Genomic DNA, 18,053 nt, shown 5'->3' with positions numbered 1-18,053 from the left:
ACATGTCAAAGCTTCGTGTCAGCACCTATACCTTGCTGCAGACGGTGACCTCGGTCGGCCTGTCGGCGCTGGCCTGGGCGGTCACCGGCGTGCGGCCGATCTGGAACGGCAGCCAGCCATCGGACCGGCAGCGCATCTACTTCGCCAACCATGCCAGCCACGGCGATTTCATCCTGCTGTCGGCCTGCCTCAGCGAGAAGGAACGCGCCAGTACCCATGCGGTGGCCGCCGCCGATTATTGGGGCAAGACGCGGCTGCGCCGTTTCATTGCCGAGGACATGCTGTCTTCCGTGCTGATCCACCGGCAGTGGACGGATGAAACGCAGCACCCGATCTCGATCATGCTGTCAGTGCTCGATCAGGGCCATTCGCTGATCCTGTTTCCCGAAGGCACGCGCAACATGACCGACGAACCGCTGCTGCCGTTCCGCTCCGGCCTCTACAATCTGTCGATGGCGCGGCCCGATGTCGAACTCATCCCGTGCTGGATTGAGAACATGTCGCGGGTGCTGCCCAAGGGGCAATTCGTGCCGGTGCCGCTGCTTTGCCGTGTCGTCTTCGGCGCGCCGATCGCTATTCAACCGGGTGAGGAACGCCGCGCCTTTCTCGACCGTGCCCGCGAAACGCTGCTGGCGCTGAACCCCCGGCCGCAACGAGACGATTGAGGACCAAGGCAAAATGCTGCCGATGATGCACGAAACCCTCATTCTGATTGTCGGCCTACTGGCGGTGCTGATCAGCGCCAGCGTCGTCGCCGGCGTCTTGTCATGGCGCGCGCCAAAACCGTTGTCGCCGACGCTGGTCAACCTCACCCAGCGCATCAATGCCTGGTGGGTGATGGTGGTGGCGATCACCGTTGCCTTCTTCTTCGGCCGCCCCGGCATGACCATCCTGTTCGCGCTGATTTCCTTCGCCGCTCTGCGCGAATTCGTGACGCTGACACACAGCCGCCGCAGCGACCACTGGGTGCTGCTCGGCATGTTCGGCATCGTCATCCCGTTCCAGTACTGGCTGGTGTGGACCGCCTGGTATGGCCTGTTCACCATCTTCATCCCGGTCTACTGCTTCCTGCTGATGCCGGCGATCACCGCGCTGCACGGCGACACCGAGCGCTTTCTCGAGCGCGTCTCGGCGCAGCAATGGGCGGTGATGATTTCGGTCTACTGCGTCAGCCACGTGCCGGCGCTGCTGACGCTCGAGGTGCCTGGCTTCGAAGGCCGCAACCTGTTGTTGATCGCTTTCCTGATCATCACCGTGCAAGGCAGCGACGTGCTGCAATATATTTTCGGCAAGCTGTTCGGCCGCCATCTCCTGGCGCCGACGGTCTCGCCGTCGAAGACCTGGGAGGGACTGGTCGGCGGGCTGGCGGCATCGAGCCTGCTCGGCGCGCTGCTGTCGTTTCTGACGCCGTTTTCGCCGCTGCAGGCAGCCGGCGTCGCTCTGGTCGCCTGCCTGATGGGCTTCCTCGGCGGGCTGGTCGCCTCCGCCATCAAGCGCGATCAGGGCGTCAAGGACTGGGGCCACCTGATCGAAGGCCATGGCGGCATGATGGACCGTGCCGACAGCCTGGTCTTCGCCGCCCCGGTGTTCTTTCATACGGTGCGCTATTTCTGGACAGTATGAGGGTTGGCGCCGTTTGCCGCGGCACCGTCCGGACGGTTCAGCGCGACTTTGCGAAGATAACCTGATCCGTTTCGTTATTACCGTTTTCGCGAAAACGGTAATAACCCCACCTGCCGCCGTCGTTCGCCGCGCTTATTTTGCCGCGGCGAGCGGCTCTTTCTTGCGCGCCGGCGCCAGGCGGCGCATGCGGCGTTTGGCGGTGGTCTTCAGCGCCACCGGCGGATTGCTGGACAACGCACCGAGCACCGCACCGACCATTCCGTGTGCGACGAAATCAGCGTTGATCTCATTGGCCAATTTGGCGGCTGCCTCCTGGTTGTCACTGTCGGGTTCCGACCACAACACGATACCCACCCGCAACCTTGGTTTGGCGCGTTTCAGCCGACGGACCAGGAACCGGCCGTGCTTGACGGAATTCCGGTTCAAAAATCCGACGACGGCGGTATCGATAGCGTCGAGCTCAAGGCGGCGAATGCTCCCCGGTTCCATATCGGCGAAGCTCGCTCTCAACACCGTGGCGCCCTGGACTTCGAGCACCTGTGCCAGCATGGCGGCAGCCGCGTCGTCGAGTTCGCCGCGCCCTCCGGCGCACAGCACCGACATGCCCGTGCCATCCGGTAGTTCGGTGTCGTCCCCGCCCTGAACCTCCCCCTGAACCTGCTTGTCCTCGCGTGAGCCGTTGTCCTCGGCCGCGGCAGTGTCGCCCGCTTCCGCCTCCTCCTGCGCGCTGTCGTCGAGGTTCGCCACCATCGTCAGCGCGCTGCCCGCGACCTGCTGTCGTTGCTCATCGCTCAACACACCACGCACACGGTCCTGCTCGCCGAGCAGAAGTGCGGGAATCGCGACCTTGTCGTAGAACTCGACCAGATATTCTTCCTCCAGCATCTCCTCGGCATGGTCCGTCGCTTCCTCGGGATCGCCGGCCAGCAGCCGCTGGTAAAGCCGGGCGTGCGGTTCGAGCACGGGTTCGTTGCCGAACAGAACGTCGAGGAATTCGAACTGCGGCACATGTCGGCCGAGCACGACGAGGCAGACCGTGAGCGGCGTCGACAGAACGAGGCCCAATGGCCCCCAGAGCCAGGTCCAGAAGATCGCCGCAACGATAATAGCCAATGGCGACAGCCCGGTGCGCGAGCCATAGAGCCAGGGTTCGATCACGTTGCCGGTGATCAGTTCCACCACGACGAAAAGCCCGGCGGTCCATAGCACGAGCGACCAGCCGGGCGCCACGGCTAGCGCCAGGAACAGAGGCAGCAGCGTCGCGATAACCGGGCCGATATAGGGAACGAAGCGCAGCGCCAGCGCCAGCAAACCCCACAGCAATGGATTGGGTATGCCCAGCAGCCAAAGTCCGATTGCAATCGGAACGGCATAGACGATGTTCACGACCAATTGCATAAGCAGATAGCGGCCGACGCGCTTGCCGGCATCCTGCAGCGCCTCGGTGGTTCGATGCAGATCGCCGTAGCCGACGAGGCGTATGAAGCGATCGCGCAGGTCCTCCCGCTCGAGCAGCATGAATATGACCACCACGACGATCAGTCCGGCCGATGCCAGCGGGCTCAGCAGCGGGCCGATCAGATTCTGGAGAACCTCGAGCGGTCGTTCGCGCGCGACGATTTCGACCGGGATCGGCTCCCGCGGAGGCTGATCGGCGGCGGGTTGCGCGGGTTCCGGTCTGTCGAGTTCCTGGCCGACGCGTTCGATCACCCGGCTCAATCTGGAAACGATGCCTCCGCCGACGCCGGTTTCCTTGAGCGACCGGACCTTGGTCAGGATATTCGCCTGGTAAAGCGGGATGTTCTGCGCCAGTTCACTGACCTGTGTGGCGACTATGAAGGAGAACAGCGCCAGCACCGTGAATGCGCCGAGCACGCTGGCGATCACGGCGGGAAGACGCGGAATGCCGGCTCGCTTGAGTGCCGACACCATCGGCACAAGCGCAAAGGTAAGCAGCAGGGCGATTGCGATCGGCAGAAAGACCTCGCGCCCGAAATAGAGCGCCGCGACGGCCGTCACGACCGACGCTACGCTGGGCAACGATGTGCGCGGAAGCGCCCTGGCCGCGGAAACAATGCTCGCCCGCCGGGTCTCCGACAGGTGCGCGCCGTTTCGACTATTTGCCGCCACTTGATACCTCCGCCCCGCCATTGCCATGATCGGGCATATTGAGCCGGCGTGCAACTTCGCAGCCTCTCCTACAGCGAAGCTTTGATTTGCCGTCGTTTGGCTTGCTGCCGGCAGCGCGGCAGCTCCGTCACGGTAGAATTTTTTGCATAAATGGCGGCACCAGCAATCCTGTTCCATGCTTGCGCCAGAACGTGGAACTTTTGGGTCAAAACGCCGTTCCTTCGTAGATCGCTGATGGACAACCTCAAAGCAGCAGCTCAGGAGGAATGATCATGAACATCAAGATGTTTTGCATGGGCGCGATGGCGCTTTCAATGATGACCGGCGCAGCGCTTGCCGCCGGTGCCACTGGCACTTCGGCGCTCGACGATCCGCAGAAAATGTCGCCCTTCTTTACCGATGCCGGCATGAAGACCATGAAGCCGGCAGCCGAATTCAAGACCGCATGGATGGCCATGTCCAAAGAGGACCAGGCGATGATGATGAAGGAATGCGGCGACGAGGCCATTGCCAAGGAGCATGACGATTTCTGCAAGATGACCAAGCAACTCGGCGGCGCCAACTAGGCACGTCGGTTCAGCACAATCGCAGTGGCGGGCAGAGATGCCCGCCATCTTCGTTTTGGGACCCTCGGTTCAGTCGGGCGCAAGCGTCAATCGCACTATTCGGCGTCAGCCGATCCTGACGACAAAGTGCTTGGTCACCGGCTCGATGATCTTCCACGTCCCCTTGAAATCGGCTTCCACCACGAAGGCATCGCCGGGGCCGACTTCGACAGGCGCGCCGCCATCCGGCGTGATGACGATACGGCCGGCTATCATGTGCACGAACTCATAGTCGCTGTAGGTCGCGTGATAGGTGCCCGGGCTCGCCTGCCAGGTTCCCGACATGACCTTGCCGTCCTCGGTAATGTGCTGGACGGCGGTCTTCATGGTCGGCTCGCCTTCGACCACGACCCATCCCGCGAGATCGCCGGTCTCGGCGTTCTCGACGGCGCCGAATTTGAGGATGGTCTTGTCTGTCATGGTCGGCTCCGTCTTGAATTGTGCCGGGATGGCTGCCGGTCAATAGCTGATGCACCTGACCCCGGCAACGCGGCTTGACCCGGCCGCTTGACCTCCCCGCCAACCGTGGGATAGGCCGGGGACTGGCCCAACCACCTCCGCACCGGAGCCCCGCGAAAGACCTGCCATGACGGACACGATCGTAAGAGACAGCAACGGCACGGCGCTGCACGAGGGCGACTCCGTGACCCTGATCAAGGATCTCAAGGTCAAAGGCACCTCGGAGACGATCAAGCGCGGCACGCTGGTGAAGAACATTCGCCTCACAGGCAATCCCGGCGAGATCGAATGCAGCACCAGGCAGGTAAAGGGCCTGGTGCTGAAGACCGAGTTTTTGAAAAAGGCGTGAGTGCCTCGGCACCCTTCGTTTCGGTTCAATATCAATCGCTCTCATGACTGAATCGCTCATGTGAGTGAATCGCCCACGCCAGAAGCTGGAGGAGCCGCGCCCTCCCCCTATGTTGCACTGCGTTAGATTTGTTGCATTGCAATATCGGCGCATCGGGTCGAGCCTCTGCGAGGTGGGCATTCCTTGCATGAGGTGATTGTGTCGGCATCATTTCGGCCTGACATCGAAGGGCTGCGCGCGCTGGCGGTGGCGGGTGTCATTGCCTTTCATTTTGGTCTCTCCGGTCTGCCCGGCGGCTTTGCCGGCGTCGACATCTTCTTCGTCATCTCCGGCTACCTGATTACAAAACACCTGGTTACGGAAATCACCGAAACCGGGCGGCTGAATCTCTGGCGCTTCTACGCCCGGCGCGCCCGGCGCCTGTTGCCGGCGGCACTGTTCGTCATCCTCGCCACGCTGTTCGCGGGTTATTTCATCCTGTCGCCGGAGGAACAGGCGCTCTATTCGAAAGGCGCCATGTTCGCCTCCGCCTACATGATCAACCTCTGGCTGATCCGCTGGTCGTTTGACTATTTCGCCGCCGACGCCACCAACAACCCTTTCATCCACTTCTGGTCGCTCTCGGTCGAGGAACAGTTCTACCTGGCATGGCCGGCGCTGCTTCTTGCCGCCGCATGGCTGCGCCCAGGCAAGCGCACCGCTATAATCGTCATCGGCGTCGCAGGCCTAGCCTCCTTCGCCGCCTGCGCCTGGCTGACCGAAGTGTCGCAGCCTTGGGCCTTTTACTTCTCGCCGCTCAGGGCCTGGGAATTCGCCGCCGGCGGCCTCGCCACCATGGCGCCAGCAAGGATCTGGCGCGACCGGCCGCTGCTGGCCACCCTCCAGGCATGCCTCGGGCTGGCGCTGATCGCGTGGGCCTATCTGATGCTGGACGAAGACTCGCCCTTTCCCAGGGTGAATGCGCTGGCGCCTGTCGCCGGCACCGTGCTGCTGCTGCTCAGCGGCAGCGGCCGCAACCTGCCAAGCGCCGTGCTGGCGCTGGCGCCCCTGCAATGGCTGGGCCGGCTTTCCTATTCGCTCTACCTCTGGCATTGGCCGGTCATCGTCTATGCGGCGATGATGGTTCCCAACCTGTCCACGCTTGACCGGCTTGCCTGCGCGGCGCTGACGCTGGTTCTGTCGATGTTCACCTATCATTTCATCGAGAACCCGATCCGCCGCAACGGCTGGCTGATGGCCGGAGCAGCGCGGGCGCTGGTGCCCGCCGTCGCCCTAACCGGCGCCGGCGTGGTCGCGGCCTACGGCAATGCGCGCTTTGCCGAGCACAATCTCAGCCCCGAACAGCACGTCATCGCCGACAGCGCCGCGCAGCTCTCCACCGTGCGCGCGAGCGACGGCGGCTGCGTGCTCGATTTCGAGACCGTCAAGCCGAAACCCTGCATGTTCGGCCGCAAGGACGCCCAGCGCTCGGTCGTGCTGTTCGGCGACTCGCATGCCGACCATTGGTCGACGCCGCTGATCAAGGCGGCCGAGAAGAACAACTTTCGCGTCGTCACCTTTCTCAAATCCTCCTGCCGGGCTTCGCGGGTGACGACCTGGAATTGGCGGCTGAAGCGCGACTACACCGAGTGCGACCAATGGCGCCAGCAGTCGGTCAAGGACATCATCGCGCTCAATCCGCAACTGGTGGTGATCTCGGAATTCTCGATCGGCAATGTGATCAAGGAATCGCCCGAGGAGTTAAAGCACGCCGATTGGCAAGAGCAGTGGCGGACGGGCCTGACCTGGACGCTTCAAGCATTCAGCCAGGCCGGCATCAAGGTCGCGGTCATCAGGGACGTGCCCTACAATGCAAGCTACGCCGACAAATGCGTGGCGCGGGCGCTGTGGCGGGGCCAGACGCCCGCGACATGCGATACGCCGAGGATCATGGCGGCAAATGACGACATCGCCACGATCGAGCGCGACATCGTGCGCTCGACACCCAACGCCAGCTATATCGACATGACCGACCGCTTCTGCGACCAGACCACCTGCCACGTCTTCATCGACGGCAAACTCGCCTTCCGCGACCGCCACCACCTGGCGACACCTTTTGCGGAGACGCTAGAACCGGCGGTGGAGCGGGCGCTGTTTTCGGATGTGATGGCAGCGGCTGTGAAGTAACGGCGCCGGCAGCCTTTCCCGCCGAAATCCTTCAGGCGGGCTTTGGTGCCACGTTGACCGACACGGCAACCATCCCTGGGTCAGCTAAGGATGAGACCCGCGAGGAAAACGGTAAGGATAAGCGACAGCGGAACTGCAAGAAGGCAGCACAGCTCGAAAGTATTGGCTCGCCAAGAAGTCATTGGTCGCTTTTCCATGTTGGCCTCCTCCCTCAACGGCCAGACCGGGACGGCAGTTCCGCTTAGATAGTGCTCATCCCCACCACTCATCATGCAATTGGCGCAACTCGTTCCGCTTCCTGGTTATCCATCGTGCACGCGCCAGATGTGTCGCCCACGCCCGGAAAGCCCTGTCCGGCTCCTGCTCCGGATCAATGTGCAGAACGATGCGGGCGACCTCACGCCAATCGGTCCCTTCAGCCGACGCGTCGAGCAGCCGGATGTAAGTAAGCATGCGATCTTCGTCATAACCGGTCGGCACTGAAGACGTCGGCGCTGCGTTCGCGATATGAGAGTTTGGCTGCTTTGGCATTGCGACCTACCAGCAATGGCGCACCGTAGCAGCCTATGAAGAAGCCGGCGCCCTTTGATCGGAGGATGCGGATCGAGATTCGCCTTGACGGTCGGCAAATGCGGGCCTCAGGCGGGAGTTCACCGCCCAGGAGGGCCACGCCTCATCACATCGCGATTGGGTCGATGCATTCCATGTATTTTAGTGGAACCTAATTTAGTTGGCGCAATTATGCATGCGTGAAAAAGCGTGAAATCCAGACTGTCACTGAAAGCTGGCTACCGCGAGATCAGTTGGCCGATGATCCAGTGATTGCCGTCGATTTGACCGAACGGATATTACAGGCGGCCGAAAACGACAGGATCGTCTGCGTCGTCGTGGCAACGGAGCAGCTGGAAACCGACAGCATCGAGAAAGCGGAACCTCAGGAGACCAGGATTGCCGCAAGTTTCGTCCGGGACTTTGAGGTGATGCTGCTTGTTCTTTATGCGGCCTACGCCCTCGCTGTGCTGGGCGCGACGGCTTTCGTTTTGCTGGAATTGGGCCATGTTCTGTAGGCAAACGTCGGCAACGCGGCGGGACTGGCGCCCGATTGTCGCTGCTTGACGAGAGGAGCGGTCACTCTGCGCCGGCGATCCCACCCTGGCGCAGCCAGCTGCATTTTCGCGCAAGCAGGCGCTAAACTTCGGGCTCGTTCATTCGTGACATCTTGCCAATCTATGGAACGAGGCTGCCCCTCACGGGTTTTTCTATTAGAGGGACGTTAAAGAAGGAGGTAGCTATGAAGAAGCTCCTGCTTGCCTCGGTGATCGCCATCGCCTCGGCGGCTTCCGTGATCGGCCCGGCGAATGCCGGCGGCAGTGTCACGATCGGCATCGGCAACGGCTATGACGACGACTATTATTATCGCCATCATCGGTATTCCGATTACGACGATGAGTACGTCCCCCGTTACCGCTATGACGTCTATGACGAGGACTACAGGCCACGCTACCGGTATCACCGGCGCTGCCACACGGAAGTCGTCAAGCACTGGCGTCATCACCACCGGGTTATCGAAAGAATCCGTGTCTGCCGTCGTTGACGGATCGATCCGGCCGGCAGTGCCGGCCGGATCGGTGGGGCTCCTCACCTCGGCTTGCGCATCAGCATCATGCCGTAATGCACAGCCAATATGTCGAGCCCGATCTTGAGTAGTTTCACCACCACGTCGCGCGGCTCGCCGGCCTGTTCGGCCAGGCTCTTGACCGTTGCGTCGGCACAGCAGACCTTTTGCACGATGCCGGCGATTTCCCAATGGGCAAGCGCCCTGGTGGCCTCGGCATGGTCGCGGCCGGCGGACAGGATGTGATCGGCGACACCGCTGCCGGTGCGGCCGCCGTCGACGCGCTCGGCCCAGGCCATCGGCTTGGCGCTTGCCTCCGACGAGTTGCGGAAATCCTGGCGGTAGCGCATGCCTGCCTCGCGCTGCTGGCGCGACAACGAGGTGAGGCCGGTCAGCGGGTCGACATTGCGCACCCGCACGATGCCGCCGGTCGCGGTGTGGCCGTCATTGGAAACCTCATAGAGGCGCGCCGCCTCCTGCGTCCCCTTGGCCAGCCGCTTGCGGCCGAACCGGTCGTCCTGCAGCGCGAAATCATGGCCGATCTCCTTGCGGATGCGCACCTGCTCGGCCTCGCCCTTCGGCAATCGCGGCAGCCTGGTTTTGGTCTTTTGGACGGTTTTGTTGCTCATCGGCTCTGTCCTCCTGGTTTTCTGTCGTCGGGCTCTGGCGAATTTCCGTCATCCAGCGGGGCTCAAATCGCTTTGGCCGGCAGCGTGCGCAGGAAGCGCGCCGCGTGATAGGCGCAGTAGCTTTTCGAAGGCCTTGTGCGCAGCCCGCAGCACAGCATGTCCAAACCGGGGCGGCTGCCGGGGGCGTCGTTTTCCGCATCCTCCTGCGGCGTCGTGTCGAGCGGCGCGCGGCAGCGGTCGAACAGGCAATCGATGAAGCGCATGGCGACGAAGTGCGGCTGGCGGCCGCCGGCGGCGATCGGGCGCGGCGCCGGCATTTCGAGCGGCTCGCCATCGGACCCCGTGATCCGAACCGGACCCGGCTGCCAGGCCGGCGGCGCCAGCCTGGCCGACAGCCTTGCCGGGCGGCAGTGGTGCTCGGCCGGTACTACCCCTGCCTGGCCGGCGGAGTTCGACGGCTCTGGTGCCGATTTTCCATGCCGGCCGCCCGACCGTCCGCTACACCAGCCCTTGGATCTGGCAAGGCCGATGGCGTGCAGACGGGCGGTGCGGTGGACGATGCCGATGATGGCCGCGCGCGAGGCCGGGCGGCCGCGTTGCGCACTCAGCCGGGCGGCGATCTTCGCGGCCGACAGCCCACTCATCAGCCAGTTCTCGATTTGTTCCAATTCGGAGGGGGAATAGCGGGCGGCCATGATGTTTTATTCCCTGCAAAGGTGGTTGTGTGGCGCCGGCTTCGCCGGCCTCAGGCTCGAAAGCCGGTCAGCCCTCGCGTGGCTTGCTACGATCGAGCTTCATCTCGGCCGCCTGCCTTGTTGCGCCGGAGACTGCCTTGGCCGCCCGCTTGTCGAAGGCGATTACTGTGCCGTCGTCGGTGCGGATGCAGGAAACCGCGGCATCCGCATTGCCGGCCGGCAGGCAATTCGTGGCCGGAGCCGTGAGGGGAACGGCTCCGGCTGTTCCGGCCGCTTGCGCTGCCGGATCCGAGGCGCGAGCCTCGGGCATCGTCCCGGCCGGGGAGGAGGACAGCCAGGACGAAGGGGAAAAGGTTGGCACATGACTATCTCGGCCGCCTCCTTGGCGCTGGGGGGCGGATTCGAGGACCGAAAGCTGGCGGAGCGACTTGTTCATGGCCACATAAGAGCATAACTTAAGACGTAATGCAAGCTATTCTTGCATAGACGAAACCGAATCTTGTGCCTCAGATGGAGCCATGGTGAAAACTGCACTGTCGATCAAGGTCGGGGCGGCGATCCGCCGGGCGCGCAAGCAGCGCGGCCTGGTGATGCGCCACATTGCCGAGCACAACGACACCGACGTCGCTGCCGTCGGCAATTGGGAAACCGGGCGCAACCTGCCCAAGACCGAGAACCTTTTGAAGACCGCCGCCTTCCTGCGCGTCGACCCGGTGGCGCTCGGCAAGGGCGAGGTCGTCTTCCTCGAAGATGCCGGGCCGGTTGCCGATGCCGAGATCGTCACCGATCCCGGCCCCCTGCCCGCCGGGCCGATGGACATCCAGCTTCTCGGCACCGCCGTCGGCGGCGACGATGGCGACTTCACCTTCAACGGCCAGCCGGCCGGCTATGTCCAGCGGCCGCCGGGGATCCGGCATCTGCGCAACGTGTTTGCGCTGCACGTGCTGAGCGATTCGATGGTGCCGCGCTACGAGCCCGGCGAGATGATCTATTGCGGCGGCCGCGAGGCCGTGCCCGGCGACCATGTGGTGATCGAGACGCTGCCCGAGGAGAACGAGCAAAACGGCAAGGCCTTCATCAAGAAGCTGGTCAAGCGCACCGCCGCCGAGCTGATCGTCGAGCAATACAATCCGCCCAAGACGCTGACCTTCAACCGCTACGCGATCAAGAACGTCTTCCGCGTCATCCCGCTCAAGGAACTGCTGGGGTATTGACGGGCGCTTGTTGCCTTCTCCCCTTGTGGGAAGGTGGATCGGCGCACAGCGCCGAGCCGGATGAGGGTGCTGGAAGGAACGCGGCGGAGGAAATGTAGACGCGATTTTAAGCACTTACGCCATCAAGGTAGCGATCCGTCCAACACCCCTCATCCGACCGAGCTTCGCTCGGCCACCTTCTCCCACAAGGGGAGAAGGGAAGAGCAGCACGCCCTCCCCCTCAAGCCCGCCTCGATTGCTCCAGCTCTCGACCGTTGAGCAGGCGCGCCTCGGCGCGGGCCCGCTGCCGGTCGTCGATGAAGGCAGCCTGGATCGAAACGGCGGCGCCCGGCAGGCCGTCGGCCCGGCAGGCCTTGCAGATCAGGCGCCCGGAAAGTGCTGATAGCGGTGTCTCCGGCCTCACCCCATGCCGCTTGAGCTCGGCCGGCTTCCACCACCTGTTGCGGCCGCAATCGATGCACTCGACGGCAATCGAGACGACATCGGCGATCGTCGCTTCCTTGCCCGCTAATGCCATGGCCATCCCCATCGTTGTTCCTGCTTTGTTCACATCATTATCGGTTTTCGAGGCGGAGTCGAGTCGGTTCCGCTTACACCAACGTGAAAGTTTCACTTGTTCATTTATTTGAGTTATGCTTCTATACCATGCAAGCTGGAATCGGCGCAGCCGCGGCCGCTCCGTCCACCGAATGCAAGGGAGTGACGATGGACCTCGCCCAGTTCGCCCAGGCCTGCGGTTATGCCGGCGACAGCCCGGCCATGCTTGCCGCCTTCGCGGCCATCCGCCAGGACGGCATCCGCACGGCGCGCCAGGGCCATCGCCAGCGCAAGGCGGCGATCGACCGGATGAAGCCGAGCCGCGCTTTGTTCCTGGCGGCGATCCGCCCGGCGCAGTCGGCCGAGGAGGCGATCGAGGACGCCGCCCGCTTCCTGTCGATGTTCCGCAACATGCCGCACTGGCGACAGGAAAGGCGCAGCGCCGACCTCGCCCGCGCCAGGCAGCAGCGCCTCTTCGCCCGCTTCTTCCGCCGCTACGGCTATCGCCTCTGGGCGTTGGAGGCCGCCTGAAGACGCGCGCCCCCCTTGCAGTCAAAACGGATATTGCGATCGCCAACACTGCGCCGTATGTCTCCGCGCGATGAGCGAGATCGAATTCCGTCGTGCCCAGGCGCCCGACCTGCCGGCGATCGTTGCAATGCTTGCCGACGATGCGCTCGGCGCAGACCGGGAAGACCCGTCCACGCCGCTCGCGCCATCCTATCTCGATGCCTTCAGCGCGATCGATGCCGATCCCAACCAGTTGCTGGCCGTGGCCGTCGAGGCCGGGCAATTGGTCGGAACGCTGCAACTCAGCTTCCTTCCAGGCATTTCGAGGAAAGGCGCCTGGCGCGGCCAGATCGAAGGCGTTCGCGTCGCCCGGCAATGGCGCTCTCGCGGCGTCGGCAAGCTGATGATCGAATGGGCGATTGAAGCGTGCCGTTCGCGCGGCTGCAGCCTCATTCAGCTCACCACGGACAACAGTCGACGGGAAGCGCACACCTTCTACGAGCGCCTCGGTTTCACCGCCAGCCATCTCGGCTACAAGATGGCGCTGTAGGTCGCTGCAGCAGGCGCCGTCGGCGAAGCTGCCGATCTCCCCCCTTGCGGGGGAGATGCCCGGCAGGGCAGAGGGGGGTGCTGTCCCTCCGACCTGTCAACCAATCGGAGCCAAACCCTCAGGCTGATTCGAGTTGGCAACAACTGAAGTCGAAGTTGGCGATCCGTCCCACCCCCCTCTGTCCTGCCGGACATCTCCCCCGCAAGGGGGGAGATTGGATGTTGCTTCGACTTTCGCCAACCACCAACGCTGGAACGCAGGCAGACAGAGGGCGCCAAACTGAAACAATTGCCCTTCACCTGCCCTCCGCGCCGCTTGACAATCCGCCCACAATGTTCTCTTTATGTTCTCATCAAAACTCTAGACAAGGCGGCGTTCGAACCGCCGCGGGCGAACGGGCCGGATGGAAGCCAACATCCTCCACGCGGATCTGGATGCCTTCTATGCCTCGGTCGAACAACTGCTCGACCCGGCCTTGCGCGGCAAGCCGATTGCCGTCGGCGGCGGGGTAGTGCTCGCCGCATCCTATGAAGCCAAGGCGTTCGGCGTGCGCGGCGGCATGCCGGGACGGCGGGCGCGGGAACTCTGCCCGCAACTCATTTTCGTCGGCGGCCATTTCAAGGACTATCAGCGGCTGGGCGATGCAGCGATCAAGGTGCTCGGCGATTTCACGCCGGTGGTCGAGCGGATTTCCATCGACGAGGCCTTTGCCGACGTCGCCGGCTGCACCCACCTGTTCGGCTCGCCGGCCGAGATCGCCGGCAAGATCCGCCACCGCGTGTGGGCCGAGCTCGGCCTGCCGATCTCGGTCGGCGTAGCCCGCACCAAGCATCTGGCCAAGATCGCCTCACAGGTCGCAAAACCCGACGGGCTGGTGGTGGTCGATCCGCGCCACGAGCTGGAGTTCCTGCACCACCTGCCGGTCGAGCTGATGTGGGGTGTCGGCCCGGTCACCAGGGAGCGGCTGGCCGGCATCGGCGTCAACACCATCGGCGAGCTGGCGAAGACCAACAATGGCGCGCTGGAGCGCCTGCTCGGACCGGCGGCGGGAGAGAAACTCAACGCGCTGGCGTGGAACCGCGATCCGCGCAAGCTGGAGACGCAGCGCCGGGCGCGCTCGGCCGGCGCGCAATCGGCGCTCGGCCGAAAACCGGCCGAGGAGCAGGTCTTCGTGCCTGCGCTGCTGCATCTGGCCGATAGGGTCGCCACAAGATTGCGGGCGAAATCCCGGCCCGGCCGCACGGTGACGGTTCGTGTCCGCTTTGCCGACCTGCGCTCGGTGACGCGCTCGATCACGCTCGACCAGCCGATTTCGGCAACCGCCATGCTGGCCGAGATCGCCGAGGCGCTGGTGCGCAAGGTGCTCATCGACCATCCGCACGAAAAAACCATCTCGCTGCTGGCGATCGCCGTCTCGCATCTGGAGCAGCATGCCGGCCTGCAACTGGAACTGCCGCTTGGGCTCGACGACGACCGCCGCCGCCCCGGCACCAGGAGGGGCGCGGCGCGCTGGACCGCAGATCGCGCCGTCGACAAGATCCGCGATCGTTTCGGCTGGGAGGCGGTCGGCTACGCCTCGGTCGCGCTCGGACTGTCGCGGTCCGTTCCCGACGCGTTTCGCGAGCTCGCCGAAAAGGAGCTGTGAGCTGCGCGGCCGGGGCGAAAAAAGATTATCCGACAGGAGCCAGGGGCGATACTGCCGGCCCGTTCAAGGCCGTGCCATCGACGGCAAAATGCGAGCCGTGGCAGGGGCAGTCCCAGCAGCGTTCCAGCGAGTTCCAATGAACGTGGCAGCCGACATGGGTACATGCGGCCGAGCGTTTGTAGAGCGTGCCGTCCTCGTCGCGAAAAGCCGCGACTTTGGTAAGACCTTCGCGGACGATGGCGCCCTGCCCCGGCCGCAGCTTGTCGGCGGAATCGATTTCACCAGGCGCGACATACTCGGCAAAACTCCTGATCGCTGTCGCATTCTCCGCTAGATAATCGGCGATCGCCCGTACCGTCTTGCGAGAGGGTTCGTAAAGTTCCCGCCAGGGGCTTTCCCCCTTCAGAATCAGGTCCGAAATCAACAGGCCGGCCACGACCCCATGGGTGATGCCCTGGCCGGAATCGCCGGTAGCAACGAAGACTCGCCGATCACCGGGATTACGACCGATGAATCCGGCATAATCGACCGTCTCCATCACCTGCCCGGACCATCGATTGGCTTCCGCGCCGATGTCGGGCACCAATTTTTTGATCCAGGCCGCCAGGGCCGTGAAGCGGTGGTCGGCGTCGTCGGCCTGCCCTGTTTTATGGTCTTCACCACCGACGATCAGAAAGTCGGTCTTGCCTTCGCCAGGCTGCAGACGGACGTAGTGATAGGGGTCCAGCGTGTCCCAATAGAGTCCATCCGGCAAAACGTCGCGCGCGATCTCGAACGACATCGCGTAGGTCCGATAGGGCGCTTGCTTGGTATGGAGCGCGACCCGATCGTTGATCGGCGAGTTGGTGGCGACAACGGCCGATTTGGCAGACACGGCAAAGCCCGAGACCGTGCTTACGCGCACGCCGCTGTCGGTCTCCTCAACCTTGTCGACGATGGTCTCCGCATAAAGCGCGCCGCCGTGCGCGCGGATGCCGGCAGCCAGCCCGCGGAGATATTTGAGCGGGTGGAATGTCGCCTGATTGGCGTAGCGAAGGATCGGTGCATCCGAAAAGCCTGCAAACGGCACGCCTGCGGTTTTCTCGACGCCGACACCGATTTTCCGGGCGGCGTCCAGTTCGCGCTCGATGACGGATTCCTTCCTGCCCGACGCCGGAAACAGAAAACCGTCGAGGCGGCGGAAATCACACGCGATACCCTCCGCCTCCAGGATCGATTGGATACGGTCAATAGCGGCCGACTGGCTTTGATAGTAAATCCGCGCCAGTTCCTCGCCGCGCAATTTGATCAGTTCCGAAAAATAGTCATCGCAGATCGATGACAGGTGCGCGGTGGTGCGGGCCGTCATGCCGCTTCCGATCCGGCCGCGATCGAGCACCGCCACCTTTTGCCCGGCGATGGCCAGTTCGTAGGCGACCGACAGTCCGACAATGCCAGATCCGACGACCACGACATCGACCTGTTCACTCCGCTCGAGCGGAACCGCATCAGACGCTACTTCGGTTCTCGCCCAAACGGATACAGTCCTTTCGTCGCCGACATTCATGGCGGAGCCCTTCATACTCGACATTCGGATAAACGGACGCCAGGATTCAAAGTTCCTCGACGCCTGAATGCCTGCGTAAGCTTGACGTCACCGCCGGTCCGCCCCGACGCGTTGTGAGCCGGCCTGGCTGGGGCGGTGCACTTGGCGCCAGGAGCGATCGTTTCCTGCAAATGCGACATTCGAGGCGGCCCTGGTCGTCAGACCAAAAGCGTTGCGCTGCCCCAGGCGATCAGGGCGATGCCGGCCGCCCGGCCAACCCACTGGCCGACAGGAAACACCTTTTCAACCAGCACCAGAATAGCGAGCCCGGCAACCCACACCAGATTCATTATGCCACCCACGAACAATAACGCCATCAGCATCCAGCAGCATCCGACACAGAACGCCCCGTGCAGTGCGCCCAAACGCAGCGCGCCAAGTGTGTGGGGACGCCAGTGGCGGGAAAGGAACGCCGTCGGCTTCCTGCAATGCGACAGGCAGGCGTTCTTGAGCGGCGAGAGCTGATACAGGCCCGCGGCGATCAGGACGATGCCTGAAAGCCAGCGGCTCTGCGAACTCATCGTCGCCGCGGTAACGAATGCCTCGCGTTCGAGCAGCCAATGCAACGCAGCTGCCGCGACGGAGAACCCCAGCCAGACCAGGAGATAGCCTGCCATGAATACGCCGGTGGGCGCGAGCTTGTCCTGGATCTGGCCCTGTGCGAGCGCATGGCGATGCACGCGCGCATAGAGCAGGATAGTCGGCGCCGCACTCGGGGACATCATCGCAACCATCATGACCCACCACATCGCAATCATCAGCGCCCAGATCGCGGCCCCCCAAACCCGCGGTTCGGTCGCCATGGCCATCGCGCTCATGTCCATCCCGCTCATGTCCATGCCAGACATATCCATGCCAGACATATCGGAGGTCATGTCGGCGGTTTGCTGGTGGGGGAATAGCGCGACCCTCGTCATCTCCCACGCATTCATGCCGAGCCCTGCACCGGCGACGATATAAAGCCAGCCCAGCAGGCACAGCGCCGCCACGCCCGCAATCGTGATGACGCGGTCGCGTCTGAGCAGCCGTTCCAGTGGCGACCCACCGTCCATGCGGCGCGTCAGGCTCGCACCACCCCGTGATTGTTGAGATGCAGCCGGGCGAACTGGCCGTAACTGTCCTTCATATTCACCTGAACCGGCCCGCTGGTTGTGCTTGAAGCGCTGCCGATCTCGGCGACCGCATATTCGAAGCCGTTCGGCAACACGATCTGAGCGCGCGAGTCCGCGCCCGTCACCTTGTTGTGAATCGGTTCGCCGACCGTTTCGATGTAGTCCTTGACGAAGATGCGGCCCCTGCGGCCGTCGATATCGAGGTCGAGATCGATCTTGGTGAAAACCGGATCATTCATTTTTGTCACGGTTGAGGCGTAAACGGCGAACATCGTTGCGAACGGGTCGGTGTCCTGGCCGGTCATGATGCGCAGCAGCGCGTCACGCTGCCGGTCGGTTGCGCTCTCGTCGACGAAAGCGATGGCTTCACCGTGGCCTTCGTGGATGGCGCCAGGCCATTTGAAGATCGCCGCGATCCGGAGGCCGTCGAGGGCGGTCTCGCCATGATGACCTTCATCGATCTGGATGCCCGCCACCGCATGGCAGTGGCCCTTGTCGGGCAGCGCATTGAATTGACAGTTGCAGCCATATTCGCAGGTGCAATTGACGAGTTCCCGTCCCTTGATTTCCCAAGACGTCATGCTGTCCTCCCTGATGCGAAGTATTAGACCATCATCATACACCTGCGC

At 63.3% G+C, this 18,053-nt stretch carries 21 protein-coding genes; 11 read left to right on the top strand and 10 right to left on the bottom strand.

The features are described from left to right. The first annotated feature begins 2 nt into the window (after window positions 1-2). Both NKH91_RS20130 and NKH91_RS20125 read left to right on the top strand, forming a co-directional pair. Window positions 3-665, top strand: a complete 663-nt coding sequence (locus tag NKH91_RS20130) for a lysophospholipid acyltransferase family protein (RefSeq protein WP_023722954.1) — start codon at window positions 3-5, stop codon at window positions 663-665. A gap of 22 nt (window positions 666-687) precedes the next feature. Continuing rightward, window positions 688-1,623 carry a phosphatidate cytidylyltransferase gene (locus NKH91_RS20125; protein WP_352844856.1) on the top strand — a complete coding sequence of 312 codons (936 nt, stop codon included), beginning with the start codon at window positions 688-690 and terminating at the stop codon, window positions 1,621-1,623. Between the two features lie 132 nt (window positions 1,624-1,755). Here the strand turns inward: NKH91_RS20125 and NKH91_RS20120 are convergent, their stop codons facing one another. Beyond that, window positions 1,756-3,780, bottom strand: a complete 2,025-nt coding sequence (locus NKH91_RS20120; RefSeq protein WP_502899010.1) for an AI-2E family transporter — start codon at window positions 3,778-3,780, stop codon at window positions 1,756-1,758. A 245-nt stretch (window positions 3,781-4,025) separates the two neighbouring features. Here NKH91_RS20120 and NKH91_RS20115 point away from each other — a divergent pair, with 245 nt between their 5' ends. Next, the gene (locus NKH91_RS20115; RefSeq protein ID WP_352844599.1) at window positions 4,026-4,319 is read left to right on the top strand and encodes a hypothetical protein; all 294 of its coding nucleotides are present in this window, start codon (window positions 4,026-4,028) and stop codon (window positions 4,317-4,319) included. Window positions 4,320-4,424: 105 nt separating this feature from the next. On the opposite strand, the gene NKH91_RS20110 is transcribed toward NKH91_RS20115, so the two are convergent. After that, window positions 4,425-4,778, bottom strand: a complete 354-nt coding sequence (locus tag NKH91_RS20110) for a cupin domain-containing protein (RefSeq protein WP_023722949.1) — start codon at window positions 4,776-4,778, stop codon at window positions 4,425-4,427. 166 nt (window positions 4,779-4,944) lie between these two features. Here NKH91_RS20110 and NKH91_RS20105 point away from each other — a divergent pair, with 166 nt between their 5' ends. Together NKH91_RS20105 and NKH91_RS20100 are read left to right on the top strand one after the other, a co-directional pair. Continuing rightward, window positions 4,945-5,166 (top strand): alkylphosphonate utilization protein, encoded by a 222-nt coding sequence (locus NKH91_RS20105; RefSeq protein WP_352640940.1) that lies wholly within the window; start codon window positions 4,945-4,947, stop codon window positions 5,164-5,166. A gap of 198 nt (window positions 5,167-5,364) precedes the next feature. Further along, window positions 5,365-7,332 carry an acyltransferase family protein gene (locus NKH91_RS20100; protein WP_352844600.1) on the top strand — a complete coding sequence of 656 codons (1,968 nt, stop codon included), beginning with the start codon at window positions 5,365-5,367 and terminating at the stop codon, window positions 7,330-7,332. Between the two features lie 252 nt (window positions 7,333-7,584). Here the strand turns inward: NKH91_RS20100 and NKH91_RS20095 are convergent, their stop codons facing one another. Then, the gene (locus NKH91_RS20095; RefSeq protein ID WP_023722946.1) at window positions 7,585-7,785 is read right to left on the bottom strand and encodes a hypothetical protein; all 201 of its coding nucleotides are present in this window, start codon (window positions 7,783-7,785) and stop codon (window positions 7,585-7,587) included. 296 nt (window positions 7,786-8,081) lie between these two features. Between NKH91_RS20095 and NKH91_RS20090 the strand changes: the two genes are divergently transcribed. Together NKH91_RS20090 and NKH91_RS20085 are read left to right on the top strand one after the other, a co-directional pair. After that, window positions 8,082-8,399: a hypothetical protein gene (locus NKH91_RS20090; RefSeq protein ID WP_352844601.1), complete on the top strand. Its 318-nt coding sequence runs from the start codon at window positions 8,082-8,084 to the stop codon at window positions 8,397-8,399. A 224-nt stretch (window positions 8,400-8,623) separates the two neighbouring features. Continuing rightward, window positions 8,624-8,926: a hypothetical protein gene (locus NKH91_RS20085; protein ID WP_352457316.1), complete on the top strand. Its 303-nt coding sequence runs from the start codon at window positions 8,624-8,626 to the stop codon at window positions 8,924-8,926. 44 nt (window positions 8,927-8,970) lie between these two features. On the opposite strand, the gene NKH91_RS20080 is transcribed toward NKH91_RS20085, so the two are convergent. The 3 genes from NKH91_RS20080 to NKH91_RS20070 all read right to left on the bottom strand — a co-directional run bounded on the left by NKH91_RS20080 (window position 8,971) and on the right by NKH91_RS20070 (window position 10,581). Next, on the bottom strand, window positions 8,971-9,576 hold the full coding sequence (locus NKH91_RS20080; RefSeq protein ID WP_352844602.1) for a DUF6456 domain-containing protein: 606 nt from the start codon (window positions 9,574-9,576) through the stop codon (window positions 8,971-8,973). A 62-nt stretch (window positions 9,577-9,638) separates the two neighbouring features. Then, on the bottom strand, window positions 9,639-10,271 hold the full coding sequence (locus NKH91_RS20075; RefSeq protein WP_352844603.1) for a high mobility group family protein: 633 nt from the start codon (window positions 10,269-10,271) through the stop codon (window positions 9,639-9,641). A gap of 67 nt (window positions 10,272-10,338) precedes the next feature. After that, entirely contained in the window at window positions 10,339-10,581 is a 243-nt protein-coding gene (locus NKH91_RS20070) for a hypothetical protein (RefSeq protein WP_352844604.1), read from the bottom strand. 208 nt (window positions 10,582-10,789) lie between these two features. Here NKH91_RS20070 and NKH91_RS20065 point away from each other — a divergent pair, with 208 nt between their 5' ends. Next, window positions 10,790-11,485, top strand: a complete 696-nt coding sequence (locus NKH91_RS20065; protein WP_023722940.1) for an XRE family transcriptional regulator — start codon at window positions 10,790-10,792, stop codon at window positions 11,483-11,485. A gap of 220 nt (window positions 11,486-11,705) precedes the next feature. Here NKH91_RS20065 and NKH91_RS20060 read toward each other — a convergent pair whose 3' ends face one another. Then, complete coding sequence (locus NKH91_RS20060) at window positions 11,706-12,002, bottom strand: hypothetical protein (RefSeq protein WP_031195369.1); 297 nt, start codon at window positions 12,000-12,002, stop codon at window positions 11,706-11,708. 188 nt (window positions 12,003-12,190) lie between these two features. Here NKH91_RS20060 and NKH91_RS20055 point away from each other — a divergent pair, with 188 nt between their 5' ends. From NKH91_RS20055 to dinB, 3 genes are all read left to right on the top strand, one after another. After that, entirely contained in the window at window positions 12,191-12,553 is a 363-nt protein-coding gene (locus NKH91_RS20055) for a hypothetical protein (RefSeq protein ID WP_031195368.1), read from the top strand. A gap of 70 nt (window positions 12,554-12,623) precedes the next feature. After that, window positions 12,624-13,082: a GNAT family N-acetyltransferase gene (locus NKH91_RS20050; protein ID WP_023722937.1), complete on the top strand. Its 459-nt coding sequence runs from the start codon at window positions 12,624-12,626 to the stop codon at window positions 13,080-13,082. A gap of 403 nt (window positions 13,083-13,485) precedes the next feature. Continuing rightward, window positions 13,486-14,727 (top strand): DNA polymerase IV, encoded by a 1,242-nt coding sequence (gene dinB, locus NKH91_RS20045; protein WP_352844605.1) that lies wholly within the window; start codon window positions 13,486-13,488, stop codon window positions 14,725-14,727. A 25-nt stretch (window positions 14,728-14,752) separates the two neighbouring features. Here the strand turns inward: dinB and NKH91_RS20040 are convergent, their stop codons facing one another. The 3 genes from NKH91_RS20040 to NKH91_RS20030 all read right to left on the bottom strand — a co-directional run bounded on the left by NKH91_RS20040 (window position 14,753) and on the right by NKH91_RS20030 (window position 18,005). After that, the gene (locus NKH91_RS20040) at window positions 14,753-16,273 is read right to left on the bottom strand and encodes an FAD-dependent oxidoreductase (RefSeq protein ID WP_352844858.1); all 1,521 of its coding nucleotides are present in this window, start codon (window positions 16,271-16,273) and stop codon (window positions 14,753-14,755) included. 197 nt (window positions 16,274-16,470) lie between these two features. Then, window positions 16,471-17,364, bottom strand: a complete 894-nt coding sequence (locus tag NKH91_RS20035; RefSeq protein WP_352844606.1) for a DUF2182 domain-containing protein — start codon at window positions 17,362-17,364, stop codon at window positions 16,471-16,473. 8 nt (window positions 17,365-17,372) lie between these two features. Then, the gene (locus tag NKH91_RS20030) at window positions 17,373-18,005 is read right to left on the bottom strand and encodes a DUF1326 domain-containing protein (protein WP_352844607.1); all 633 of its coding nucleotides are present in this window, start codon (window positions 18,003-18,005) and stop codon (window positions 17,373-17,375) included. Window positions 18,006-18,053 lie beyond the last annotated feature (48 nt).

It is taken from the genome of Mesorhizobium sp. M0894 (assembly GCF_040319725.1).
Lineage (GTDB): Bacteria > Pseudomonadota > Alphaproteobacteria > Rhizobiales > Rhizobiaceae > Mesorhizobium.
This window is presented reverse-complemented; position numbering and strand designations above follow the sequence as displayed.

Bases quoted from the DNA above. Each gene is read 5' to 3' on its own strand.
- NKH91_RS20030 (WP_352844607.1), bottom strand. From the start codon at position 18,005: ATGACGTCTTGGGAAATCAAGGGACGGGAACTCGTCAATTGCACCTGC.
- NKH91_RS20095 (WP_023722946.1), bottom strand. From the start codon at position 7,785: ATGCTTACTTACATCCGGCTGCTCGACGCGTCGGCTGAAGGGACCGAT.
- NKH91_RS20075 (WP_352844603.1), bottom strand. From the start codon at position 10,271: ATGGCCGCCCGCTATTCCCCCTCCGAATTGGAACAAATCGAGAACTGG.
- NKH91_RS20070 (WP_352844604.1), bottom strand. From the start codon at position 10,581: ATGCCCGAGGCTCGCGCCTCGGATCCGGCAGCGCAAGCGGCCGGAACA.
- NKH91_RS20050 (WP_023722937.1), top strand. From the start codon at position 12,624: ATGAGCGAGATCGAATTCCGTCGTGCCCAGGCGCCCGACCTGCCGGCG.
- NKH91_RS20115 (WP_352844599.1), top strand. From the start codon at position 4,026: ATGAACATCAAGATGTTTTGCATGGGCGCGATGGCGCTTTCAATGATG.
- NKH91_RS20105 (WP_352640940.1), top strand. From the start codon at position 4,945: ATGACGGACACGATCGTAAGAGACAGCAACGGCACGGCGCTGCACGAG.
- NKH91_RS20130 (WP_023722954.1), top strand. From the start codon at position 3: ATGTCAAAGCTTCGTGTCAGCACCTATACCTTGCTGCAGACGGTGACC.
- NKH91_RS20110 (WP_023722949.1), bottom strand. From the start codon at position 4,778: ATGACAGACAAGACCATCCTCAAATTCGGCGCCGTCGAGAACGCCGAG.
- NKH91_RS20035 (WP_352844606.1), bottom strand. From the start codon at position 17,364: ATGGACGGTGGGTCGCCACTGGAACGGCTGCTCAGACGCGACCGCGTC.
- NKH91_RS20125 (WP_352844856.1), top strand. From the start codon at position 688: ATGATGCACGAAACCCTCATTCTGATTGTCGGCCTACTGGCGGTGCTG.
- NKH91_RS20080 (WP_352844602.1), bottom strand. From the start codon at position 9,576: ATGAGCAACAAAACCGTCCAAAAGACCAAAACCAGGCTGCCGCGATTG.
- NKH91_RS20055 (WP_031195368.1), top strand. From the start codon at position 12,191: ATGGACCTCGCCCAGTTCGCCCAGGCCTGCGGTTATGCCGGCGACAGC.
- NKH91_RS20120 (WP_502899010.1), bottom strand. From the start codon at position 3,780: ATGGCAATGGCGGGGCGGAGGTATCAAGTGGCGGCAAATAGTCGAAAC.
- dinB (WP_352844605.1), top strand. From the start codon at position 13,486: ATGGAAGCCAACATCCTCCACGCGGATCTGGATGCCTTCTATGCCTCG.
- NKH91_RS20040 (WP_352844858.1), bottom strand. From the start codon at position 16,273: ATGAATGTCGGCGACGAAAGGACTGTATCCGTTTGGGCGAGAACCGAA.
- NKH91_RS20060 (WP_031195369.1), bottom strand. From the start codon at position 12,002: ATGGCATTAGCGGGCAAGGAAGCGACGATCGCCGATGTCGTCTCGATT.
- NKH91_RS20085 (WP_352457316.1), top strand. From the start codon at position 8,624: ATGAAGAAGCTCCTGCTTGCCTCGGTGATCGCCATCGCCTCGGCGGCT.
- NKH91_RS20065 (WP_023722940.1), top strand. From the start codon at position 10,790: ATGGTGAAAACTGCACTGTCGATCAAGGTCGGGGCGGCGATCCGCCGG.